19 protein-coding genes are annotated in these 20,393 nt (G+C 71.6%); 13 read left to right on the forward strand and 6 right to left on the reverse strand.

Going from position 1 to position 20,393, the window contains the following annotated elements; translation table 11 throughout:
- The first annotated feature begins 3 nt into the window (after nt 1-3).
- Together BJY14_RS29800 and BJY14_RS29805 are read left to right on the forward strand one after the other, a co-directional pair.
- Complete coding sequence (locus tag BJY14_RS29800) at nt 4-621, forward strand: Type 1 glutamine amidotransferase-like domain-containing protein (RefSeq protein ID WP_179846641.1); 618 nt, start codon at nt 4-6, stop codon at nt 619-621.
- 191 nt (nt 622-812) lie between these two features.
- The gene (locus tag BJY14_RS29805; RefSeq protein ID WP_218905637.1) at nt 813-1,403 is read left to right on the forward strand and encodes a hypothetical protein; all 591 of its coding nucleotides are present in this window, start codon (nt 813-815) and stop codon (nt 1,401-1,403) included.
- A 175-nt stretch (nt 1,404-1,578) separates the two neighbouring features.
- Here BJY14_RS29805 and BJY14_RS29810 read toward each other — a convergent pair whose 3' ends face one another.
- The 3 genes from BJY14_RS29810 to BJY14_RS29820 all read right to left on the reverse strand — a co-directional run bounded on the left by BJY14_RS29810 (nt 1,579) and on the right by BJY14_RS29820 (nt 3,808).
- Nucleotides 1,579-2,544 (reverse strand): IS481 family transposase, encoded by a 966-nt coding sequence (locus BJY14_RS29810; RefSeq protein WP_179843367.1) that lies wholly within the window; start codon nt 2,542-2,544, stop codon nt 1,579-1,581.
- Nucleotides 2,545-2,654: 110 nt separating this feature from the next.
- Entirely contained in the window at nt 2,655-3,398 is a 744-nt protein-coding gene (locus BJY14_RS29815; RefSeq protein WP_179846643.1) for a hypothetical protein, read from the reverse strand.
- 11 nt (nt 3,399-3,409) lie between these two features.
- Nucleotides 3,410-3,808 (reverse strand): MerR family transcriptional regulator, encoded by a 399-nt coding sequence (locus BJY14_RS29820; RefSeq protein WP_179846644.1) that lies wholly within the window; start codon nt 3,806-3,808, stop codon nt 3,410-3,412.
- A gap of 86 nt (nt 3,809-3,894) precedes the next feature.
- Here BJY14_RS29820 and BJY14_RS47420 point away from each other — a divergent pair, with 86 nt between their 5' ends.
- Nucleotides 3,895-4,902 (forward strand): SDR family NAD(P)-dependent oxidoreductase, encoded by a 1,008-nt coding sequence (locus BJY14_RS47420; protein WP_179846645.1) that lies wholly within the window; start codon nt 3,895-3,897, stop codon nt 4,900-4,902.
- A gap of 47 nt (nt 4,903-4,949) precedes the next feature.
- Here the strand turns inward: BJY14_RS47420 and BJY14_RS29830 are convergent, their stop codons facing one another.
- Entirely contained in the window at nt 4,950-5,456 is a 507-nt protein-coding gene (locus BJY14_RS29830) for a DUF4240 domain-containing protein (protein WP_179846646.1), read from the reverse strand.
- Nucleotides 5,457-5,565: 109 nt separating this feature from the next.
- Here BJY14_RS29830 and BJY14_RS29835 point away from each other — a divergent pair, with 109 nt between their 5' ends.
- Together BJY14_RS29835 and BJY14_RS29840 are read left to right on the forward strand one after the other, a co-directional pair.
- On the forward strand, nt 5,566-6,987 hold the full coding sequence (locus BJY14_RS29835; protein ID WP_218905638.1) for an AAA family ATPase: 1,422 nt from the start codon (nt 5,566-5,568) through the stop codon (nt 6,985-6,987).
- Between the two features lie 773 nt (nt 6,988-7,760).
- Nucleotides 7,761-8,549, forward strand: coding sequence for an SDR family oxidoreductase (locus BJY14_RS29840; protein WP_179846648.1), 789 nt, complete (start codon nt 7,761-7,763; stop codon nt 8,547-8,549).
- A 4-nt stretch (nt 8,550-8,553) separates the two neighbouring features.
- On the opposite strand, the gene BJY14_RS29845 is transcribed toward BJY14_RS29840, so the two are convergent.
- Nucleotides 8,554-9,066: a DUF6624 domain-containing protein gene (locus BJY14_RS29845; protein ID WP_179846649.1), complete on the reverse strand. Its 513-nt coding sequence runs from the start codon at nt 9,064-9,066 to the stop codon at nt 8,554-8,556.
- A gap of 30 nt (nt 9,067-9,096) precedes the next feature.
- The gene (gene casG / locus BJY14_RS29850) at nt 9,097-10,704 is read right to left on the reverse strand and encodes a steroid-24-oyl-CoA synthetase (protein WP_179846650.1); all 1,608 of its coding nucleotides are present in this window, start codon (nt 10,702-10,704) and stop codon (nt 9,097-9,099) included.
- Between the two features lie 243 nt (nt 10,705-10,947).
- On the opposite strand from casG, the gene BJY14_RS29855 reads away from it, so the two are divergent.
- The 8 genes from BJY14_RS29855 (at nt 10,948) to casI (ending at nt 20,378) form a co-directional block, all read left to right on the forward strand.
- Nucleotides 10,948-11,709 (forward strand): SDR family NAD(P)-dependent oxidoreductase, encoded by a 762-nt coding sequence (locus BJY14_RS29855; protein ID WP_179846651.1) that lies wholly within the window; start codon nt 10,948-10,950, stop codon nt 11,707-11,709.
- Nucleotides 11,710-11,824: 115 nt separating this feature from the next.
- Nucleotides 11,825-13,243: an ABC transporter substrate-binding protein gene (locus BJY14_RS29860; protein WP_179846652.1), complete on the forward strand. Its 1,419-nt coding sequence runs from the start codon at nt 11,825-11,827 to the stop codon at nt 13,241-13,243.
- A gap of 57 nt (nt 13,244-13,300) precedes the next feature.
- Nucleotides 13,301-15,511 (forward strand): branched-chain amino acid ABC transporter permease, encoded by a 2,211-nt coding sequence (locus BJY14_RS29865; RefSeq protein ID WP_179846653.1) that lies wholly within the window; start codon nt 13,301-13,303, stop codon nt 15,509-15,511.
- Nucleotides 15,504-16,253, forward strand: coding sequence for an ABC transporter ATP-binding protein (locus BJY14_RS29870; RefSeq protein WP_179846654.1), 750 nt, complete (start codon nt 15,504-15,506; stop codon nt 16,251-16,253). The genes BJY14_RS29865 and BJY14_RS29870 overlap by 8 nt, the downstream gene beginning before the upstream one ends.
- Nucleotides 16,246-16,992 carry an ABC transporter ATP-binding protein gene (locus BJY14_RS29875; protein WP_179846655.1) on the forward strand — a complete coding sequence of 249 codons (747 nt, stop codon included), beginning with the start codon at nt 16,246-16,248 and terminating at the stop codon, nt 16,990-16,992. Before BJY14_RS29870 ends, BJY14_RS29875 begins: the two co-directional genes overlap by 8 nt.
- Nucleotides 16,993-16,998: 6 nt before the next feature.
- Nucleotides 16,999-17,352 (forward strand): hypothetical protein, encoded by a 354-nt coding sequence (locus BJY14_RS29880; RefSeq protein ID WP_179846656.1) that lies wholly within the window; start codon nt 16,999-17,001, stop codon nt 17,350-17,352.
- A gap of 85 nt (nt 17,353-17,437) precedes the next feature.
- A complete protein-coding gene (locus BJY14_RS29885) occupies nt 17,438-18,685 on the forward strand; it encodes an NADH:flavin oxidoreductase (protein WP_179846657.1) in 1,248 nt (415 codons plus the stop codon).
- Complete coding sequence (gene casI, locus BJY14_RS29890) at nt 18,678-20,378, forward strand: steroid-22-oyl-CoA synthetase (protein ID WP_179846658.1); 1,701 nt, start codon at nt 18,678-18,680, stop codon at nt 20,376-20,378. The genes BJY14_RS29885 and casI overlap by 8 nt, the downstream gene beginning before the upstream one ends.
- Nucleotides 20,379-20,393 lie beyond the last annotated feature (15 nt).

Raw genomic sequence — 20,393 nt, forward strand, 5'->3', positions numbered from 1 at the left:
GGGGTGACGTTCTTGGGGGCGCGGTTGTTTCTGGGGTCGGCTGGGTTGGGGGCGTTGCCCGCCTGGTTGGGCTCGCTGCCAGACGTGCCGCGCCGGGCGGTGCTCGTTCCCACGGCGGCGAATCCGCTGCCGTCCGCGCCCTTCGTCCGTGCCGCCGCCGAAATGCTCAGGGGCGAAGGGTTGGCGGTGGACGTCTTCGATCTCGAAGGCGCCTCGGGTGACGGCGTCCGGCGCGTGCTGGACGGGGTTCAGGTCGTTTTCGTCACCGGGGGTATCCGCTCTTCCTGCTGGAGCATGTTCGTCGCAGCGGGGGTCGATCGCGTTGCCGTGCCCTCTGTCGGCGACGGGTCCCTGGCCTACGTGGGGATCTCGGCCGGGGCGGCTCTCGCCGGGCCGGATCTGCGGCCGCTGCGAGGTTCCGACGATCCCGGGACGGTCGACTCCACCGCCGGGCTCGGCCTGGTCCCGTTCGTCGTGCTGCCGCACCGGAACCGGGGACGGGCCGCGCGGCACGACCGGCTGGCCCGCGAGCCCGGACGGGCGTGGCCCGTGATCTCGATCAATGACGACCAGGCCGTCGGCGTCGCCGGCTGCGGCTTCGAGGTCCTGGAATCTCGGTAGGGGGCGCAGGAGGCAGGTTGGGCTGCTGACTTCCTGCCGCGGCGAGGGTGATCGCCGTAAGTGCCGATCATCCTGTGCCATGGACGGTGGTGGGTGACACCCGCGTATGAGCCGCGTGTGCCAAGCAACCCAGACACCCACCACTCAAGGAGCACGACATGTGTCGTCTTCTCAGTCCGCGCCTTCTGACCATGAAGTCCGACCGCCGTCCCATCATCGTGGGCGGTTCGGCTCCGGTGACCGTCGTCGCCGAGGACCGTGAGGACATCCAGGTCATCCTGGAAGGCGTCAACCTCAAGAGGATCGCCGAGCGGGCCATCCTGGAGCCCGCCAACGACAAGCACGTCTTCATCAGGTGTGAGCGCCTGTGGAAGAGGGGCGGGTACCTCACGGCGGTCATCCTGCGCGTCCCGCGCGGCTCCGACTACATCCGCGTGGACACGTGGGGCCGTATCACCGTGACCGGCCCGCTCCGGGTCGCGCACCTGCACGCCGCCAAGAGCATCGAGGTCGAGGAGATTCCCTCGTACTCCTCGTTCCAGATGAGGACCACGCGCCGCCACGGTCAGCCCATCAAGGTCGGGAGGACCAGCGGTGACCTCACGGCGTGGACCAAGGGCGGGTCCGTGCAGATCGTGGCGGACCACCCCCAGAGCCTCCGCGTCAGCACCATCGGAGGCGACATCGATCTCCACGGCTGCTGGGGCAACAAAGCCCTGGAGATCTTCGGCGACAGGGGGCGCGTGACCTATCGACGGGATACCTGTCCCCGCAACGGGTAACGGCCACTCGCCGTCACCTGCCACTAGGACTTCGGCGCCAGCCGAAGCCCCCAGAAGGGCCCGGCGTTAGCCGGGCCCTTCTGTTCGCCCATCGTCAGTTCGCGACCGAGCGCCCATTCGTCGCCAGGTTCCTTGGACGGATGGCCCTCTTGGTCACGGCACTAGCTGTACTCGGTCATGATCTTGGTGACAGTCGGGTGATGGGTGGCTTGCCGCCCAGGGCCGAGTGGGGGCGTGTGGTGTTGTAGTGCTCCAGCCAGGGCTTGAGGGCTTGGGTGCGTTGGTCGTTGCTGGTGTAGGGGCGCCGGTAGGCCCATTCGGTGGCCAGGGTGCGGTTGAGTCGTTCGGCTTTGCCGTTGGTCCAGGGATGGCGGGGTCGGGTGAACTTTTGGCGGGCGCCCAGTTGGGCGCAGGCCTGCTGGAAGGCGGCCGAGACGCGGTAGTTCTTGGCGTTGTCGGTGAGCACCCGGTGGATCCGGGTGATGCCGTGGCCGGCGAAGAACGCTGCGGCTCGGGTGAGGAAGGCGGCGGTGGTGGTGCCTTTCTCGTCGGGCAGGACTTCGGCGTAGGCCAGGCGGGTGTGGTCGTCGATGGCGGTGTGGACGAAGTCGTAGCCGATGCCGCGGACGCGGACGGCTTGGCCGCGGCCGTGTGCCCGCCAGCCGCCGCCGTCGGGGATGCGGCCGAGTTTCTTGACGTCCAGGTGGATCATCTCGCCCGGTGCGTCGTGCTCGTAGCGGCGCTCGCTCGCGCGGGACGCGCGGATCCGGGTGCCGGTCAGCGGGTCGCAGGCCGCCAGCACCGGCACACCGTGACGGCGCAGGATCCGGGTGACGGTGCGGGCCGGCACTCCGGTGGCCGCCGCGATGTGGTCGGGCCCGGCACGCAACTCATCTCGGGCGGCCAGCACCCGCTCCTCGGTCTTGACCGGGGTCCGGGACGGGCACGCGCGCGGCCCGCTGCGCCGCTCGGCCAGCCCGGCCCAGCCTTGGTCACGGAACCGTCGGACCCACCGGTGCGCGCATTGCCGCGACACCCCGAGCTCGGCGGCGACGTGCGCGACCGCACGCCGGTCGAACACGACACGGCGAACCAGTAGACATCTGCCATGAAGCGTCAGCCGGGCATTAGCGTGACCCACAAGGACCTCCTGGTGACGGTGAAGTCGGTGAAACTCCACTACGCCAGGAGGTCCTCTTGCTGATCAAAGACCTACCGGTCAGGTGTCACCAAGATCATGGCCAAGTACAACTAGCGGCCGGTGCCCAGGGCGGTGTGCGCCGTGCAGCCCTTTGCGGCCTCTGTCTGGGACGGGAGCCATGCCTTCGTCTTGCCCGGGGCGACTCTGGCGAGGACGCAGCGGGGTTTGCTCGGGGGCGCGGAGTCCGCGACCAGGGCCACGCCAACGGCGAAGTCGGATTCGGACTCGGTCTGGATTCTGATCGCGGGGTGCAGGGCGAGCTTCGCCAGCGCGGCGCGGACGTCCTTCTCCTCGACACCCCGGCCCGAGGGAAGCGTCTTCACCTTGGGGAGGGCTCGCTCGATACGGGCGGCGGAAAGCGGTGGTGTCTCGGGCCAGGGGGCGAACGTCGGGGGAGCCCCGCCGGGGCAGGGGGTTCGTGGCGGGACGGCGTCCCATTCGCCAGGGCTGCCGTCGAAGGCCAGGTCGTAGCAGCGGTCCACGGTGACCCGTCCGGGGCCGTGGAACAGGCTCTCGCTCTGCTGCGCGGTGCCGGAGACCTTCACGATCACTCGGACGCCGCCCGGGGCGCCGGTGTCCGTGCCCGACACCCTCAGGACCTCGACGCCCTTGAGGTCCGCGATGTGGTGGCCGATGTCGCCCGCCTTGACGAGCCGGGTTCCGTACATGGCGTTGACCACCTGCTTGGCCTTGTCGCGCGCGTCGTCCGCGGCGTTCTCCTGGGCCGCGGCGTCCGCGCAGCCGGCGGTGGCCAGGGCGGTGACGGCGAGGGCCGCGATCACGGTGAGTCGCATCGGATGCCCGCCTACGCCCGCGGCGGTGCGGGGTTCGCGGGCAGGGGGCCGAGGCGGTGCAGGGCGGTGGCGAGGATCGAGTCGAGCGCCTGCTGGGCCGTCCTGAGCCTGGTGATCGCCCCAGTGATGCGCGACTGCTCCTGCCGCAGCCGGGCGATCGTGGTCGGGCAGGACGACGGCACCATCCGTCCGTTCTCGTCGTGGACGCAGGGCAGGAGCTGGGCGATGGTCGCGGTGGGGAGCCCGGCCGTGAGCAGGGCCCGGATGTGGCGCACCGCGGTGGCGTCGGCGTCGCTGTACTCCCGGTAGCCGTTGGCCAGCCGTGCCGGGTGCAGCAGCCCCTGGTCCTCGTAGTAGCGCAGCAGGCGCCGGCTGACCCCTGTCGCGTCGGCGAGCTCCCCGATCCGCATCCGCTCTCCTCCCGGCTTGACCCTCACATGAATGTGACGCCTTAGCGTGCCAAGTAGTGCCGACCAAGATTTCGAGGAGGCGGAGAGTGTCCGGAGCAGTGATCATCGGAGCGGGCCCGGGTATCGGTCAGGCGGTGGCGCGCAGGTTCGCCCGGGAGGGATATCCGATCGCCCTCGTGGCCCGAGGCGAGGAGACGCTGCGAGCCGCGGCTCGTGCCGTCGAGCCCAGCGGAGTGCCCGTCCTCACCCTCGCGGCCGACTGCGCCGACGAGGACGCCCTGCGCGCCGCCCTGGACCGGGCCGTCGCCGAGTTCGGCCTGCCCGACGTCGTGGTCTACAACGCCGCGATCGTCCAGGCCGATGTGCCGGGGGAGCTGCCGGTGCGCGGGCACCTGGACGCTTGGGCGGTCAACGTCGTGGGCGCGCACACCGCCGCCGCCCACCTGGCGCCGGAGATGGCGCGCCGCGGGAGCGGGTCGATCCTCCTCACCGGCGGCATGCCCGAGCCGAAATGGCAGTACACCAGCCTGTCCCTGGGCAAGGCGGGGGTCCGGACCCTGGTCCGAATCCTCGACCAGCGGTACGGGGACGCCGGGGTCCACGCAGCCAGCGTCACCGTCGACGGCCCTGTGGCGCCGGGCACCGACTTCGATCCCGACGACATCGCCGAGCACTACTGGCGCCTGCACGGCCAGCCGCGGCACCGGTGGGAGCACGAAGTCCTGCACACCGCGCGGTCGGCGCCAGGCGTCCTCGCAGGACTGCTGGACGCCTGGCAGAGCGCCTTCGACCGGCACCGGCCCGCCGAAATGGCCTCGCTCTTCAGCCCGGACGCGCTCTTCCAAGGCATCAGCCCTTCCCTCCGCCGGGGCAGGGAGGAGGTCGCCGCCTACTACGCCGACGTCCCCGAAGGCACGACGGCCAGGGTCGACGTGCTCGACGAGGTCCGGCTGAGCGAACGCCTGGTGAGCGGATTCGCGGAGGTGGCCTTCACCGCCCCCACCGGCGAAGTCCGCCGCGTCCGGTTGTCCATCGTCGCCGAGAACCGCGAGGACGCCTGGCTCATCCGGCAGTACCACGCCGCCGCCCTCTGAGGCGTGAGGCGGACCGCCGCCTCCCGGAGCGCCCGCATCGCGGGGGCTCAGCCTGGCCAGCCCTCGGGGTTGCGGCAGGACTCGCGGGAGATGCCCGAGCCGGTGTCCGGGAACTCCCCGAAGCGTTCGCGGTGGACGTGCGAGAAGAAGTAGCACATCGACTCGCATTCGGCGTCCGGGACGGCGACGCGGGGGTCCGCGGCGACGGCCGTGTAGAAGTCGCGGCCCAGGGCGACGATGAAGCCGCGCGCGTAGAGGAAGCCGTCGTCGGAGCCGTCCGTCACCTCGTGGACGTCGGCCCGGTCGATGTCGTAGAGCAGCCGCTCGCACGATCGGTCGAGGGCGGTCAGCTCACTCGCGGACAGGTCGCGGGCGGCTTCGGCGAGGTTGCCGAGGAACGCGTCCAGGGCCTTGTCGACCAGGGACACCTCGGCCATCTCCCAGGCGTCCGAGGACGGGTCCCGCGTGGTGAGGGCCCGCCGCGCCGCGCCGACCTCGTCGCCCAGCGGCGCCCACGCGGCTTCGATCACGTCCCAGAATCGCTCGTCGGTCATGACGGAAGCCAACCAGGCCCCGCCGACAGTTCACTGCCGCCAGCGGTTCTGGCCCATCTATGTAGACTGAATCTACATAGATGCGGGCTACCTGATGCGGGAGGGCCTGGTGTTCATCGGTCGAAGGGCCGAGCTGGCGCTGCTGGGGAAGCGGCTGGAGCGGGTCGCGGCCACCGGGGCCGGGACGGCGGTCGCGTTGCGCGGGCGCCGCCAGGTCGGCAAGTCGCGGCTCGTCCAGGAGTTCTGCGACCGCGCCGGAGTGCCGTACCTGTTCTCGGCCGCCACGAAGGGGGCGTCGCCGGTCGAGGCGGTGGCCTCGTTCACCCGCGACCTCAGGGAATCGGCCCTGCCGAGCGAGCCCGACCTGATCCCCCAGTTGGACGGCGGCAACTGGCCTGACGCGTTCAGGGTCCTTGCGGCGTCCCTGCCGGACACGCCGTCCATCGTCGTGCTGGACGAACTGCCCTGGCTCGCCGAGCAGGACCCCGTGTTCGACGGCGCGTTGCAGACCGCGTGGGATCGGCTTCTGTCGTCCAAGCCCGTCCTGCTTCTGCTGCTGGGCAGCGACCTGCACATGATGGAGCGCCTCACCGCGTACGACCGCCCCTTCTACGGGCGGGCCGACAACATGGTGCTCGGCCCGCTGAACCCGGCTGACCTGGGCCGGGCGCTCGGGCTCGGCGCCGCCGACGCCATCGACGCGCACCTGGTCTCCGGAGGGTTGCCGGGCATCATCCGCACCTGGCCGAACGCCACGCCCGCACTGGACTTCATGCGGGACGAGTGCGCCGATCCGGCCGCGGCCCTGTTCGGCGTCCCGGAGGCGCCCCTCCTGGCCGAGTTCCCCAATCCCGACACGGCGCGGCGCGTGGTGGAGGCCATCGGTTCCGGCGACCGGACCCACGCCAACATCGCCGCGGCGGCCGGTGGTCGCGGCGAGGCGCTCCCGTCCGGGACCCTGTCGCCTCTCCTGCGCCGGCTGACCGGGGACAAGCGCGTCCTCGTCGAGGACCGTCCCCTCTCCACGAAGCCCGGCAGGCCCGCCCTGTACCGGATCGCCGACAGCAACATGCGCCTCTACCTGGCGGTCCTTCGCGCGGCCCACGAGCAGGCCCGCCGGGGACGGCCGGAAGCGGGCTTCCGCCTGATCGAGCGCCGCTGGACGTCCTGGCGGGGCAGGGCCGTGGAACCGCTCGTCCGGGAGGCTCTGGAGCTGTCGGACCTGCCCTGGCCGCAGGTCGGCGCGGTCGGCGGCTGGTGGAACCGCCGCTTCGACCCGGAGGTCGACCTCGTCGGCGCCGACCGCGCCCCCGTGGCGAACCGGATCCTTTTCGCCGGCTCGATCAAGTGGCTCAACGGCCCCTTCGACGACCGCGATCTGGCGGACCTGCGCGGTGCCGCCGCCGAGGTGCCCGGCCTGGACCCTGCGACGGCGGGGCTCGTCGTGGTGTCGCTTTCCGGCACGGACATCACCGGTGACGTCGCCCTGAGCTGGGGCCCGGACGACGTGATCGGCGCCTGGCGCCAGTAGTCGAAGGCCGCCCGGCCTCGACGGGCGGCGGGGATGTCGGCAGTCGCATGCCCAGGGCTCTCGGATTCTGCTTTTGGAGAACGACGCCATGCGTATTGACGAGTTATCTCTCTGTTGTTTTCCAAGGTCATCAAGTTGACAATGCAGCCTCAGTTGTGTTCTGACTCACAATGGGTTGCCGGGATCCCTTGCTCGGGTACGGTTCACGTTGTCGGCAGCGAAGCGCTGTCGATAAGTCTTCAAACGGAGGTAAGGTCATGAAGCCCGACGAGTGCCCCATTTGTCGTGCCCCGAAGGGCAGCTGCCCGCACGGGTAGTAGCTTCCTGAGCAGGACGCCACCAGCAGTGGTGGCGCTCTCATAGATACCGCGGGAACCGCGGCCTCAGCACCGGCTCCGGCGTCCGCCCATCGTGGCGAGGCGTCGGAGCACTTTTGCGCGCCCGATCCAGAATTCGGCTCGATGTCATTCATGTGAATGAAGAACTTTCGAGTTCTGTGTCGAATGGAAACCTATCTCGTATTCGCCGCATCGGAAATGAGGGTGGCTTTGCCGTGCCCGGGAACAGCTCACGTGCACCGTGTCCTCGCCCGGAGCCGGATCTGTGCCGCGGCCGTGCTCGTGGCCGAGCCACCCGCCTGTCGCGCAGCCCACGAGCATGCGCCCGGTCGGGGCAGGGGAGCGGCGCGGGAGGAGGGGCGGCGCTGATGTCACATTCTTCGGGGCGGTGCAGTCGTGACGGGTGAATGCACAGCGGATTCACTTGGAGGAGTCATGGCAGCCATCCTGGTCACCGGCGGGACGGGCACGCTCGGGCGGCAGGTCGTGCCGCGGGTGCGGGAGGCCGGGCAGGACGTGCGGGTGCTCAGCCGCAGCAGGCGGGAGCCCGCCGAGGGCGTCGAGTACGTGACCGGCGACCTGGCCGGGAACGAGGGGATCGACGCCGCCCTGGACGGCATCGAGACCGTCATGCATCTCGCGGGCGGCAACAAGGGCGACGACGTGGTCGCGCGGAACCTGATGGGCGCCGTGTCGCGCGCGCATGTGAAGCACCTCGTGCTCATCTCGGTCATCGGGGCCGGCAGCGTGCCGGTGGCCTGGCTCAAGACCCAGATGGAGGTGGAGCGGATCGTGGAGGAGTCGGGCGTGCCGTACACGATCCTGCGGGCCGCGCAGTTCCACGACCTGGTGTTCAAGGTGGTGCGAGGGATGGCGAAGTCCCCGGTGGTGCCGGTTCCGGGCGGGCTCCGCTTCCAGCCGGTGGACGCGCGCGACGTCGCGGAACGGCTCGTGGAGCTGGCGCTCGGCGAACCCGCGGGCCGCGTCCCCGACCTGGCCGGCCCCAAGGTGTTCCCGATCGGCACGCTCATCCGCGGCTACCTGCGCGCGAGCGGCAAGCACCGCGCGACGATGCCGGTCCGCATCCCCGGAAAGGCCGGGCGCGCCTACCGCGCCGGCGACAACCTCTCCATCGAAGGAACCGCCCGGGGCACGCGCACCTGGGAGGACTTCCAGGCCGAGCGGCTCGGCCTCCCCACCCCCGCCAAGGCGGCGGCCGGTTGAGTGCTCATGGCCCCTCGCCGTGGGCCAGGCGACGCATGCGGGCGTCCTGCTCGGCCATCGGCGGCAGTCCCGCCTCGGCGCGGCGTTCGCCGAGGCGGTCCGGGTTCTCGATGGGGTGCGGCCCGAAGACGCCCTCGGTCATGCCGTACTGCGTCCCGTAAAGCTGGGGGCGCCCGGCGTTGACCCGGACGCGGTCCTCCAGGTAGGCGAGGTCCTTGCGGTCGGCGTCCCCTGCCTCGACCGCCCCGCGCATCGCCTCCAGGAACGTGCGCTGGAGGCGCGGCCGCCGGTCCGCGTGCTGGGCGAGCAGCCAGGCCGCGTGCGCCGCCTCCGGGCCGACGGCGGCGACGCCCGGCCATCCGTGCCGGCGGACGGCGCGGGCAAGCCACGCCGTGTTGCGCCGGTCGGTCCAGAGGAAGCGCAGCCCCTGCACGATCGTCAGCCGTCCACCGGGCGCGGCCGCCTCCCGGACCCGCTGGTCCCGCTCGGCGCGGCGCAACAACTCGTCCCGCAGCATGCCTCCACTATCGCCGGAGGCGCGGGCGGGTCAGAGGACTTCGGTTTCGACCTGTCTGCGGAGGACCTTTCCGGTCGCGTTGCGGGGGAGGGGGTCGGTGGTGACGTGCCAGCGGGACGGGACCTTGAAGTAGGCGAGGCGCTCCCGGGCGAAGTCCGCCAGCTCCTCGGCGGCGGGCGGGGCGTCGGCGAAGACGGCGACCGCGGCGACCTCCTGGCCGAGGTCGGGGTGGGGGACGCCGATGACGATGCACTCGCGCAGCCCCGGGTACTCGGCGAGGACGTTCTCGATCTCCGCCGGGTAGACGTTCTCGCCGCCGCGGATGATCAGGTCGGAGCGGCGGGTGGTGAGCCGCAGCCGGCCCTGCTCGACCATGCCGATGTCGCCGGTGTGCAGCCAGCGCTCGGCGTCGAACGCGCGGGCGGTCGCCTCGGGGTCGCGCCAGTAGCCGACCATGTTGTAGGCGCTGCGGACGCAGACCTCGCCCTCGACGCCGTCGGGGAGCGGCTTGTTGTCCGGATCGCGGATCTCCAGCTGCACCCCGACCGACGGGCGGCCGAGCGTCCCCGGCGCCTCCGCCAGGTCGGCGGGGGTGGCGGTGGACACGCCGGTGCACGACTCGGTGAGGCCGTAGCTGTCGACCAGGCCGCCCTTCGCGGGCGGGAACACCGCGCGCAGCCGCTCCTTGAACGCCGGTGAGGACGGCGCGGTGGCCAGCGAGAACGCCGTGAGCGAGGAGACGTCGTACTTCGACAGGTCGCCGTGCTCGATCATCCGGTGCGCCATGGTGGGCACGGCGCCCCAGTTCGTCACCCGCTCCCGCTCGATCAGGCCGAGCACCCTGTCCACGTCGAAGCCGCCCTCGTGCATGATCACGGCGGTGCCGGTGGCGAGCCGGGGGACGGCGAGGTTGTGCAGGCACGCGATGTGGAACAGCGGCAGCGCCAGCAGGTAGCGGCGGGACGCGGGGTCCACCGGGTCGCCGAAGGCGCGCATCAGGGCGTCGTTGAACCGGTGGTACTCGACCACCGAGGTCAGGTTCCGGTGCGAGTGGACGGCCCCCTTGGGGCGGCCCGACGTGCCGCTGGTGTAGAGGATGACCGCCGGGTCGTCCTCGGCGACCCGCGGCGGCTCCAGGACGGCGTCCGGGTAGCGGCGCGTCAGCGACGGGACGTCCCGCTCCACCGTCAGCACGTCCTCGGAGATCAGCGCGGCGCGCTTCTCGTCGGCGATCACGACCTTGGGATCGGTGTGGCCGAGGGCGTACTCGATCTCGCGGGGCGCCCACCAGGCGTTGTAGCCGACCGCGACGGCCCCGGCGGCGATCGCCGCCCAGAACGAGATGATCCACTCGGGGCTGTTGGCGGCGTCGATCGCGATGCGGTCCCCGGGGCGCACGCCGAGGTCGTCGCGCAGCGCCTTCGCCATGGAGGCGACGGCGGCGGCGTGCTCGGCGAAGCTCAGCCGCCGGTCCGCGGTGACGATGTAGTCGCGGTCGCCGTAGGACGCCGAGTGGACGAGCACCTCTCCGAGGCTGCGGGCGCGGTTCGCGAACACCGGGATCGGGGCGCCGAGCACGTCCTCCTCGCGGAGCTCGAACTCGCCGCCGGGACCGGTCAGCTTCCGGACGATCTCCATCGGGACCCCTCCTCCTCGCCGGACGCGCTCATTGTCGGCCGCCCCACCACGGGCTTCACCAGGGCATTCCGCTCAGCGGGACCGCCGCCCGCGACCCCTCGCGCGGAGATTCCCGGTGAGCGGGACTGGTCCCTTCACGTGGTCCCCATCACATCACGATGGGCCCTCACCAGGACTGATTCAGTCCGGCCCCCGCTGCGGGGGCCGGGCTGGGCGCGAAGCAGGACTGAGCGGAGTCGTTTCATGGGAAGCCTCAGCGGCAAGGTCGCGATCGTGACCGGAGCGGGACAGGGCGTCGGGCAGGGCATCGCGCTCGCGCTGGCGTCGGAGGGCGCGGCGGTCGCCGTGCTCGGCAGGACGCGGGCCAAGCTCGACGCGACGTGCGAGCTGGTCCGGGAGCGCGGCGCGGAGGCCGAGGCGTTCGAGTGCGACGTCGCCGACACCGAGGCGATCCCCGCGGTGGTCGAGCGGGTCGCCGAGACGTTCGGCGGCGTCGACATCCTCGTCAACAACGCCTACTCCGGCGCCTACGGGCCGCTCCTGGAGATGAGCGACCGCGCGTTCCAGAAGGGCTTCCGGACCGGCCCGTTCGCCGCGTTCGCGTTCATGAAGGCGTGCCACCCGCACATGAAGGCGCGCGGCGGCGGCAGCATCGTCAACCTCGTCACCTCCGCCATGGTCCGCTGGGACCCCACCACCTTCGGCGCCTACGCGGCCGCCAAGCAGGCGCTGCGGTCGCTGACCCGCACGGCCGCCGCCGAGTGGGGGCCGGACGGGATCCGCGCCAACAGCATCGCCCCGCACGCCCTGTCTCCCGGGCTGAAGTGGTGGGCGGAGACGAACCCCGAGGAGGCCGAGGAGTTCCGCAAGACGATTCCCCTCGGCTACATCGGCGACTGCGAGGACGACATCGGCAGGGCCGTGGCGGCGCTCGTCCAGCCCGCCATGCGCTACCTCACCGGAGCCACCATCCCGCTTGACGGCGGACAGGCCCACTTCGGCTGACCCGGCGGCGACACAGACCACGCCCCCCCGCCTGACATCAGCTCACCACCCCATCTCAACCCCACCCCATGCCACCGGCCGCGTGCGCGCGCGCCGGTGAAAGGAGTACGTCCGTATGAAGGTCGACAAGATCGGACGCCTCGCGGCGGGAGCCCTAGCGGTCGCGCTCGTCACGACGTCCTGTGCCAGCGACCGGTCGGGCACCGACGGGACGGCCGCCGGGAACGGTCCAGGCGGTGGCGCGAGCACGGGCGCGGGCGCCAAGGCGTTCGGGACGCTGCCCTCGCCGTGCGGGCCGGGCGACGCCAAGGGCAGGACCGACCAGGGCGTCACCGACGACCAGATCGCGATCGGGTTCGGCGACGACCGCGGCTTCACCTCCGCGCCCGGCCTCTCGAAGGAGATGGGCGACGCCGTCGGCGCCATGATCGACTGGTGCAACCAGCAGGGCGGCATCAACGGGCGCAAGATCAAGGGCAACCAGTACGACGCCGCCTACATGCAGTCGGCGAAGGTGGTGCAGGAGTCCTGCAAGCAGGACTTCATGCTCGTCGGGCAGGGCTTCGCGATGGACGAGGCCGCCGAGCAGTACCGGGTGGGCTGCAAGCTGCCGACCGTCGCCGGCTTCACCGTCGGCCCGAACGCGGCGATGGGCCCGATGAAGTACGAGGCCGTCCCGTACCCGGTGGACATGATGAACATCGGCGCGCTGCGCATCGCGCAGAAGATGTTCCCCGACTACAAGGACAAGACGGACCTGCTGCTGTCGACGTCCCCGGCCGTCAGCACCGGCACCAACAAGGTCGCGAGCGCGATGAAGGGGATCGGCGTCAAGCCGCTGGAGTGCGGCGTCCGGCTGAACGACGCGGGCGAGAGCAGCTACATGCCGTTCGCGAAGAAGATCAAGGACTGCGGGGCGAAGTACCTGTGGACGTCCGACTCGCCCGACCCGGGGCAGTTCAACCTGCTGGAGTCGATCGAGCGGGCGGGCGCCGACCCCACCTACGTGTTCGAGGCGACCTGGTACAGCTCGCTGGTCTCCAAGTGGAACACCTCCGGCGCCGGTGACCGGCTGCACGTCGGCATGATCTTCCAGCCGCTGGAGAACGCGGACAGGGTCCCGGCGGTCAAGCAGTACACCGACCTCGTCAGCGCGAAGAAGGGCAAGGTCGCGCTGCTCGGCATGCAGGCCACCTCCGCGTTCCTGCTGTGGGCGCAGTCCGCCCAGAAGTGTGGCTCGGACCTGACCCGGCAGTGCGTGATCAACGAGCTGTCGAAGGTGCACGAGTGGACGGGCGGCGGCCTGCACGCGCCGACCGACCCGGGCAACAACAAGCCGGCGTCGTGCTCCCTCATGGTCAAGCTGAACAAGACCGAGTACGAGCAGGTCTACCCGAAGAACGTGGGCGAGTTCGAGTGCGGCGGCGACTTCGTCGTCAAGACCGACCCGAAGACGTGGGGGACGAAGCTCGACGACGACCGGATCTCCACCAAGTTCCTGACCGGCGACGTCATCAAGCCCCAGACGTCCTGACCGCGACGGCGGCCGGAGGCGTCCTCCCCATGGCGGTGAACAAGTGGCGGTGACCACGTGACCACGTTCCTGACCTACACCATTCTCGGCCTGGTCCTCGGCTCGGTGTACTCCATCGCGGCCTCGGGGCTCGTGCTGACGTACAACACCTCAGGGATCTTCAACTTCGCGCATGGCGCGCAGGCCATGTTCGGAACGTTCCTGTACTGGCACTGCACCGAGCGGTGGGGCTGGCCGGTGTGGCTCGCGCTGATCGTCGTGGTCGGCGTCGCCGGCCCCGCGATGGGCGCCGCCCTGCACGCCGCCATCATGCGGGGCCTGCGCGGCACCGCCGACGTCACGAAGATCATCGTGACGGTGGCGGTGCTGCTCGGGACCGTCTACCTGGCGCAGTGGATCTGGAACCCCGACGAGGCCCACACCGTGGACATGTTCTTCGGCGCGGGCTCGAAGATCACGATCGCGGGGGTGGTGGTCCGCTACCACGAGATCGTGTGCCTGGTCGCCGCCGTCGCGATCGCCGCCGGGCTGCGGGTGCTGTTCACCCGCAGCCGGGCCGGCGTGGTGATGCGCGGGTCCGTCGACGACCCCGACCTGCTGCGGCTGAACGGCCACGACCCGGAGCGCGCCGCGATGCTGTCGTGGGCGCTCGGGTCGACGCTGGCCGTGCTCGCCGGGGTGCTGATCGTCCCGATCAGCGGCGGCGGGCTGGACGCGAACGCGCTGACCCTGCTGGTGATCGACGCGTTCGCGGCGGCGATGTTCGGTCGGCTGCGCAGCATCCCCCGCACCTTCGCCGGCGCGATGGTGCTCGGCCTGGCCGCGAACTACGTGCTGGCCTACCTGCCGTCGGCGGGCACGTTCACCGGCAACCTGCGCGTCTCGCTACCGATGATCATCTTGTTCACGGTGCTGGTGGTGCTGCCCCAGGACCGGCTGCGCGGGGCCGCGATCCGGACCCGCGAGCGGTACCGGCCGCCGACCGTGCGGTCCGCGGCGGTGTGGGGGCTCGTACTGGTCGCGGTCGTCTACCTCTACAGCCTGCTGCTGTCGGACGGCGCGGTCACCACGTTCTCGCTCGGCATGACGTTCGCGATCATCGCGCTGTCGCTGACCGTCCTCACCGGCTACGCGGGCGAGCTGAACCTCGCGCCGCTGGCGTTCGGGGCGGTCGCGACGGTGGTGGCGTTCCACTTCGGCGTGCAGGGCAGCGGGCTCGCGGCCCGGACGAACCTCCAGGGCGTGCTGCTCGCCGTCGCGGCGGCGGCCCTGGTCGGCGGGCTCGTCGCGCTGCCGGCGCTGCGGCTGCGCGGCCTGTACCTGGCGCTCGCGACCATGGCGTTCGGCGAGTTCCTGTCGAACATGGTGTTGCGCGACACCACCGAGCACGAGCTGTTCGGGATGCGGTTCACCCTCTTTCCGGACGGGGCGCTCGTCGTCCCGCCCCTCGAGGTCGGCCCGCTCGACCTGCGGGACGGGACGACGTCGCTGATGACCGCGACCGTGCTGTTCGCGCTCATCGCCGTCGGGCTCGCCGCGCTGCGCGGCAGCGGCTACGGGCGGCGGCTCGCGGCCATGAAGGACAGCCCGGCGGCGACGGCGATGCTCGGGCAGAACCTCGTCCGGCTGAAGCTGAGCGTCTTCATGATCTCCGCGGCGATCGCGGGGCTCGGCGGCGTGCTGATGTCGGCGGCGACCGGCACCGTCGCGCAGGAGAACTTCTCCTTCGTCGGCAGCCTCGCCCTGCTCATGCTCGTCGTGGTGGCGGGCATCGGCTACCTCAGCGGCGCCCTGTTCGGCGGCCTGATGGCGGGCGTCGGCTCGGCCGTCCTCGTCTCGACGTTCGGCGACCTCGCCCTGGAGAACGAGGGCATGGCCACCGTCTACCGGACGCTCGGCCACCTCGTCCTCGTCGGGACGGCGCTGGTCGGGATGGGCGTCGGCCGGAACCCGAGCGGGTTCGTGCACGACCTCGTCGACGGCTACCGGGCGATCCGGACCGCCCGGCCCCTGCTGGCCGGGGCGGGGGCGCTGGGCGCCGTCCTGTACGTCCTCGCGCTCACCGGCGTGATCGGCACCTGGACGTTCGCGCTGGCCGCGCTGTGCGTCGTCATGCTGCTGCCCGTCGTCGGGCGCGCCTACCTGGAGGAGGGGCGCGGGGCCCGGCCGGTGCCGCTGGAACTCGCCGGCGTGGACGAGCCCTACACCGACGAGCTGCGCGTCCGGCTCGACCGCGAACTCGGCCTGAAGGGAACGGTCCATGCCTGAGAACCCGCCCCTGCTCGAAACCCGGGGCGTCACCGTCCGGTTCGGCGGCAACACCGCCGTGGACGACGTGAGCCTCACCATGGACGAAGGCCGCATCACCGGGCTCATCGGTCCGAACGGCGCGGGCAAGACCACGATGTTCAACACCGTCACCGGTCTGCAGCGGCCCGCGTCCGGCCAGGTGCTCCTGGACGGGGACGACATCACCCGGCTGTCCCCGGCCAGGCGCGCCCGGCGCGGCATGGCCCGGACGTTCCAGCGGCTGGAGCTGTTCCTGTCGCTGTCGGTGCGCGACAACGTCCGCGTCGCGGGCGACGTCCTGCGCGCCACGTCCCGCAAGCGGTTCGACCTGGACGAGGAGACCGACCGGGTCCTGGAGCGCACGGGCCTGACCGACGTCGCCGGCCGCGACGTGTCCGACATCCCGATCGGGCGGGCCCGGGTCGTGGAGGTGGCGCGCGCGCTGATGACCTCGCCGCGCGTGCTGCTGCTGGACGAGCCCGCCTCCGGCCAGACCGAGCGCGAGACGGAGGCGTTCGCCGAGATGCTCACCGGCCTCGCCGCCGAGGGCCTCGCGATCTGCCTGGTCGAGCACGACCTGCCGCTGGTCATGCGGCTGTGCTCCACCATCCACGTCCTCGACTACGGCGCGCTCATCGCGTCCGGCGCACCCCGGGAGATCAAGGAGTCGCCCGAGGTCATCGCCGCCTACATCGGCACCGAGGAGGCGAGTCATGCCTGAACCGGACGCGACCACCACCGGACCGGCAGCCGCCGCGTCCCCGGAGCCGCTGCTCGAACTGAGGGGGATCCGCGCCGGCTACGGCGCCATCGAGGTGCTGCACGGAGTCGACCTGGCGCTGCGGCCCGGCTCGCTGCTGGCGCTGCTCGGCCCGAACGGCGGCGGCAAGTCGACCACGATGCGGGTGTGCGCGGGCCTGCACCCGCCGACCGGCGGCGACCTGCTGTTCGCCGGGCGCAGGGTGAACGGCGTCTCGGCGCAGGACGCGGCGCGCCTCGGCGTCTGCGCGATCCCCGAGGGCCGCGGGATCTTCCCCAACCTGACGGTGCGGGAGAACCTGTGGGCGGCCACCGGGACCGGCGCCCGGCTGGAGGACCTGGAGGAGCGGGCCTACGCCCGCTTCCCGATCCTCGGCGAGCGCCGCCACCAGCTCGCCGGATCCATGTCCGGCGGCGAGCAGCAGATGCTCGCGCTGTCGCGCGCGCTCGGCAGCGATCCCGCGGTGCTGCTGCTCGACGAGCTGTCCATGGGCCTCGCGCCCATGATCGTCACCCGGATGTACGAGACGGTCGCCGAGCTGGTCGGGGGCGGCCTGTCGGTGCTGGTCGCGGAGCAGTTCGCCCGCGCCGTCCTGCCGATCGCCGACACCGCCGCGCTGATGCTGCACGGGCGCGTGGTGGCGGCCGGCCCGCCCGCCGAGATCGAAGACCGGCTGTCCAGCGACTACCTGGGAGGTTGACCCACCATGCTCACTGAGGAACGGCGCCAGCAGTTCAAGGACGACGTCGCACGGCAGCGGCTGAGGACCGACGGTTCCCGCTTCGACGGGGCGGCGCGGATCGCCGGGATCCTGGCCATGATCGTCGGCGTCGCCGGGACGTTCGTCGCCTACAACGTCTCCCTCGCCAAGGACGACCTGCGGGACGTGGGCTCGCTGCAGACGCTCGCCGTCGGGTTCCTGGCGGTGACCGTGCTCGGCGCGGCCCTCTACCTGGCCGCCGCCGTCACCCGCGTCCTGCGCCTGTGGCTGCTGCGCCAGCTCGTGGAGCAGCAGTCCCAGGCCGACCAGATCGCCGCCGCGCTGCGCGGGGACGCCTAGCGGCCCGTCGCTCCCAGTCAGCGGGATGTCCGGAGTGCCCGGACATCCCGCTGATTAACGTCTAGTCCGGATGGAGGACTCTGAGATGAACGACCCGAACCGCCTGCGGGGGGGCGACCCCCCGCACCCCCCGGCAACCGCCCCGAAGCCCGACGTGTTCGAGGCCGCCAAGCTCGGCCCGGTCACGCTGCGGAACCGCACGATCAAGGCGGCGACGTACGAGGGGCTGACCAAGGACGGCCAGGTCACCGACGCGCTGATCGACTTCCACGTCCGGCACGCGCGCGGCGGCGTGGGGATGACCACCGTCGCGTACTGCGCGGTCGCGCCCGAGGGCCGCACCGACCGCAGGCAGATCCACTGGCGGGACGAGGCGATGCCCGGCCTCCGCAAGCTCACCGACGCCGTGCACGCGGAGGGGGCGGCCGTCCAGGCGCAGATCGGGCACGCCGGCCCGGTCGCCAACCCCAAGAGCAACAAGCTTCCCGCGCTCGCGCCCAGCCGCCACTTCCACCTGACGACGCAGACCGTCGCGAAGGCCGCCACGCACGCGGACCTGGAGCGCGTCGTCAAGGCGCATGGCCGCGCGGGCCGGATGGCGATCGAGGCGGGCTTCGACTCCATCGAGATCCACATGGGGCACAACTACCTGACGAGCGCGTTCCTCAGCCCCAAGATCAACCACCGCAAGGACGAGTACGGCGGCTCGCTGGAGAACCGGGCCCGGCTGGCGCGCGACATCGGCCGCGCCGTCCGCGACGCCGTCGGCGACCGCATCGCGATCACCGCGAAGCTCAACATGGACGACGGCGTGCCCGGCGGCTTCTGGATCGACGAGGCCATCCAGGTCGCCCGCTGGCTGGAGGCCGACGGCTCGGTCGACGCCCTCCAGATGACCGCCGGCAGCTCCCTGCTCAACCCCATGTACCTGTTCAAGGGCGACGCGCCGCTGCACGAGTTCGCCTCGGTCATGAAGCAGCCGACCAAGCTCGGGATCAAGCTGATCGGCAGGCACTTCCTGAAGTCCTACCCCTACGAGGACCTCTACCTGCTCAAGGACGCCCGGCAGATCCGCGCCGCGGTGAAGCTGCCGATGATCCTGCTGGGCGGCGTCACCGACAGGGCGGGCATGGACACCGCGATGGCGGAGGGCTTCCAGTTCGTCGCGATGGCCCGCGCGCTGCTGCGCGAGCCCGACCTGATCAACCGGATCCAGGACGAGCCGTCGACCGAGTCGCTGTGCATCCACTGCAACAAGTGCATGACGGCGATCTACGGCGGCACCCACTGCGTCCTGTCCACCGAGCCGGCCTGGGGTGCCGCGGGTGCGTGACGAGACGATCGCGGCGATGCTGCTGGCCAGGCTGGGCGACGCCCGGCCCGGCCTGCGCAGCCGCGAGCGGACCTGGACGTGGGACGAGGTGGTCCGGGAGAGCGCGGCCCGCGCGGCGCTGGCCCGCGATCTCCGCCGGGACGGGCCTGTCCCTTGTGGGGGGTCGACCCCCCACTCCCCCCGGAACCCCCCGTTCCACATCGGCGTGCTGCTGGAGAACGTCCCCGAGTACGTGCTCTGGCTAGGGGCGGCGGCTCTGGGCGGCGCCACGATCGTCGGGATCAACTCCACCCGGACCGGCGCCTACCTGGAGCAGGAGGTCCGGCACACCGACCTCCAGCTCGTCGTCACCGACCGGGCCGGGCTGGAGCTGCTGGACGGCCTCGACATCGGCGTCCCGCGCGACCGCTTCCTGCTGGTCGACGACGACGGCTACCCGGACCTCGTCGCCGCCCACGCCTGCGAGCCCGAGGCCGACGCGTCGGTCACGCCGGAGACGCAGCTCCTGCTGCTGTTCACCTCCGGGACGACCGGCGCCTCGAAGGCGGCGCGCTGCTCGCAGGGCCGGCTCGCCGAGCTGGGCCGCAACAACAGCGCCAAGTACGACGTCAAGCGCGAGGACATCAGCTACTGCTCGATGCCGCTGTTCCACGGCAACGCGCTGATGGCGCTGTGGGCGCCGTCGCTGGCGGCAGGCGCGACCGTCGTCCTGGCGAGGAAGTTCTCCGCGTCCGGGTTCCTCCCGGACGTCCGGTACTACGGCGCGACGTTCTTCACCTACGTCGGCAAGGCGATCGGCTACGTCCTCGCCACCCCCGAGAAGCCGGACGACGGCGACAACACGCTGACGCACGGGTTCGGGACGGAGGCGTCCCCGGAGGACAAGGCCGAGTTCCTGCGCCGCTTCGGCGCGCGGCTGGTCGAGGGCTACGGGTCCAGCGAGAGCGCCGGAATGATCAGACGGGATCCGCAGGCGCCGCCGAGCGCGCTCGGGCGCCCCGCCCACGACGGCGTCCGCATCGTCAACCCCGAGACGCGCGAGACCTGCGCGCCCGCCGTCCTGGACGGGCACGGCCGCGTCACCAACGCCGAGGCCGCCGTCGGGGAGATCGTCGACGTGCACGGCGCGGCCGGGTTCGAGGGCTACTACCGGAACCCGGAGGCCGACGCCGAGCGGGTCAGGCACGGCTGGTACTGGACGGGCGACCTCGGCTACGTCGACGGCGACGGGTTCCTGTACTTCGGCGGGCGGTCCGGCGACTGGATCCGGGTGGACTCGGAGAACATCTCCGCGCTGCTCACCCAGAACGTCGTCCGCCGCCACCCGAAGATCGTGGACGCGGTCGCGTTCGGCGTCCCCGACCCGCGCTCGGGCGACCAGGTGATGGCGGCGATCGAGATCCCCGAGGGCGTTCGCTTCGAGGACCTGGACCTGCCCGCCTTCCTCGCCCGCCAGGACGACCTCGGGACCAAGGGCGCCCCGCGCTTCGTGCGCGTCTCGCACGCGCTGCCGACGACCGGGTCGGGAAAGCTCAAGAAGAAGGAGCTGCAGCTCGACGGCTGGCGCACCTCCGACCCCGTGTTCCGGTGGGCGGGCCGGGGGTCGCCGGAGTACGTCCCGATGACCGGCGCGGACAAGGCCGCGCTCCGCGAGGAGTTCGTCGCCGCGGGCCGCGGGCGCTTCCTCCCCTGACCGAGAAAGGGCATG

Source organism: Actinomadura luteofluorescens, from assembly GCF_013409365.1.
GTDB classification, from domain to species: domain Bacteria; phylum Actinomycetota; class Actinomycetes; order Streptosporangiales; family Streptosporangiaceae; genus Spirillospora; species Spirillospora luteofluorescens.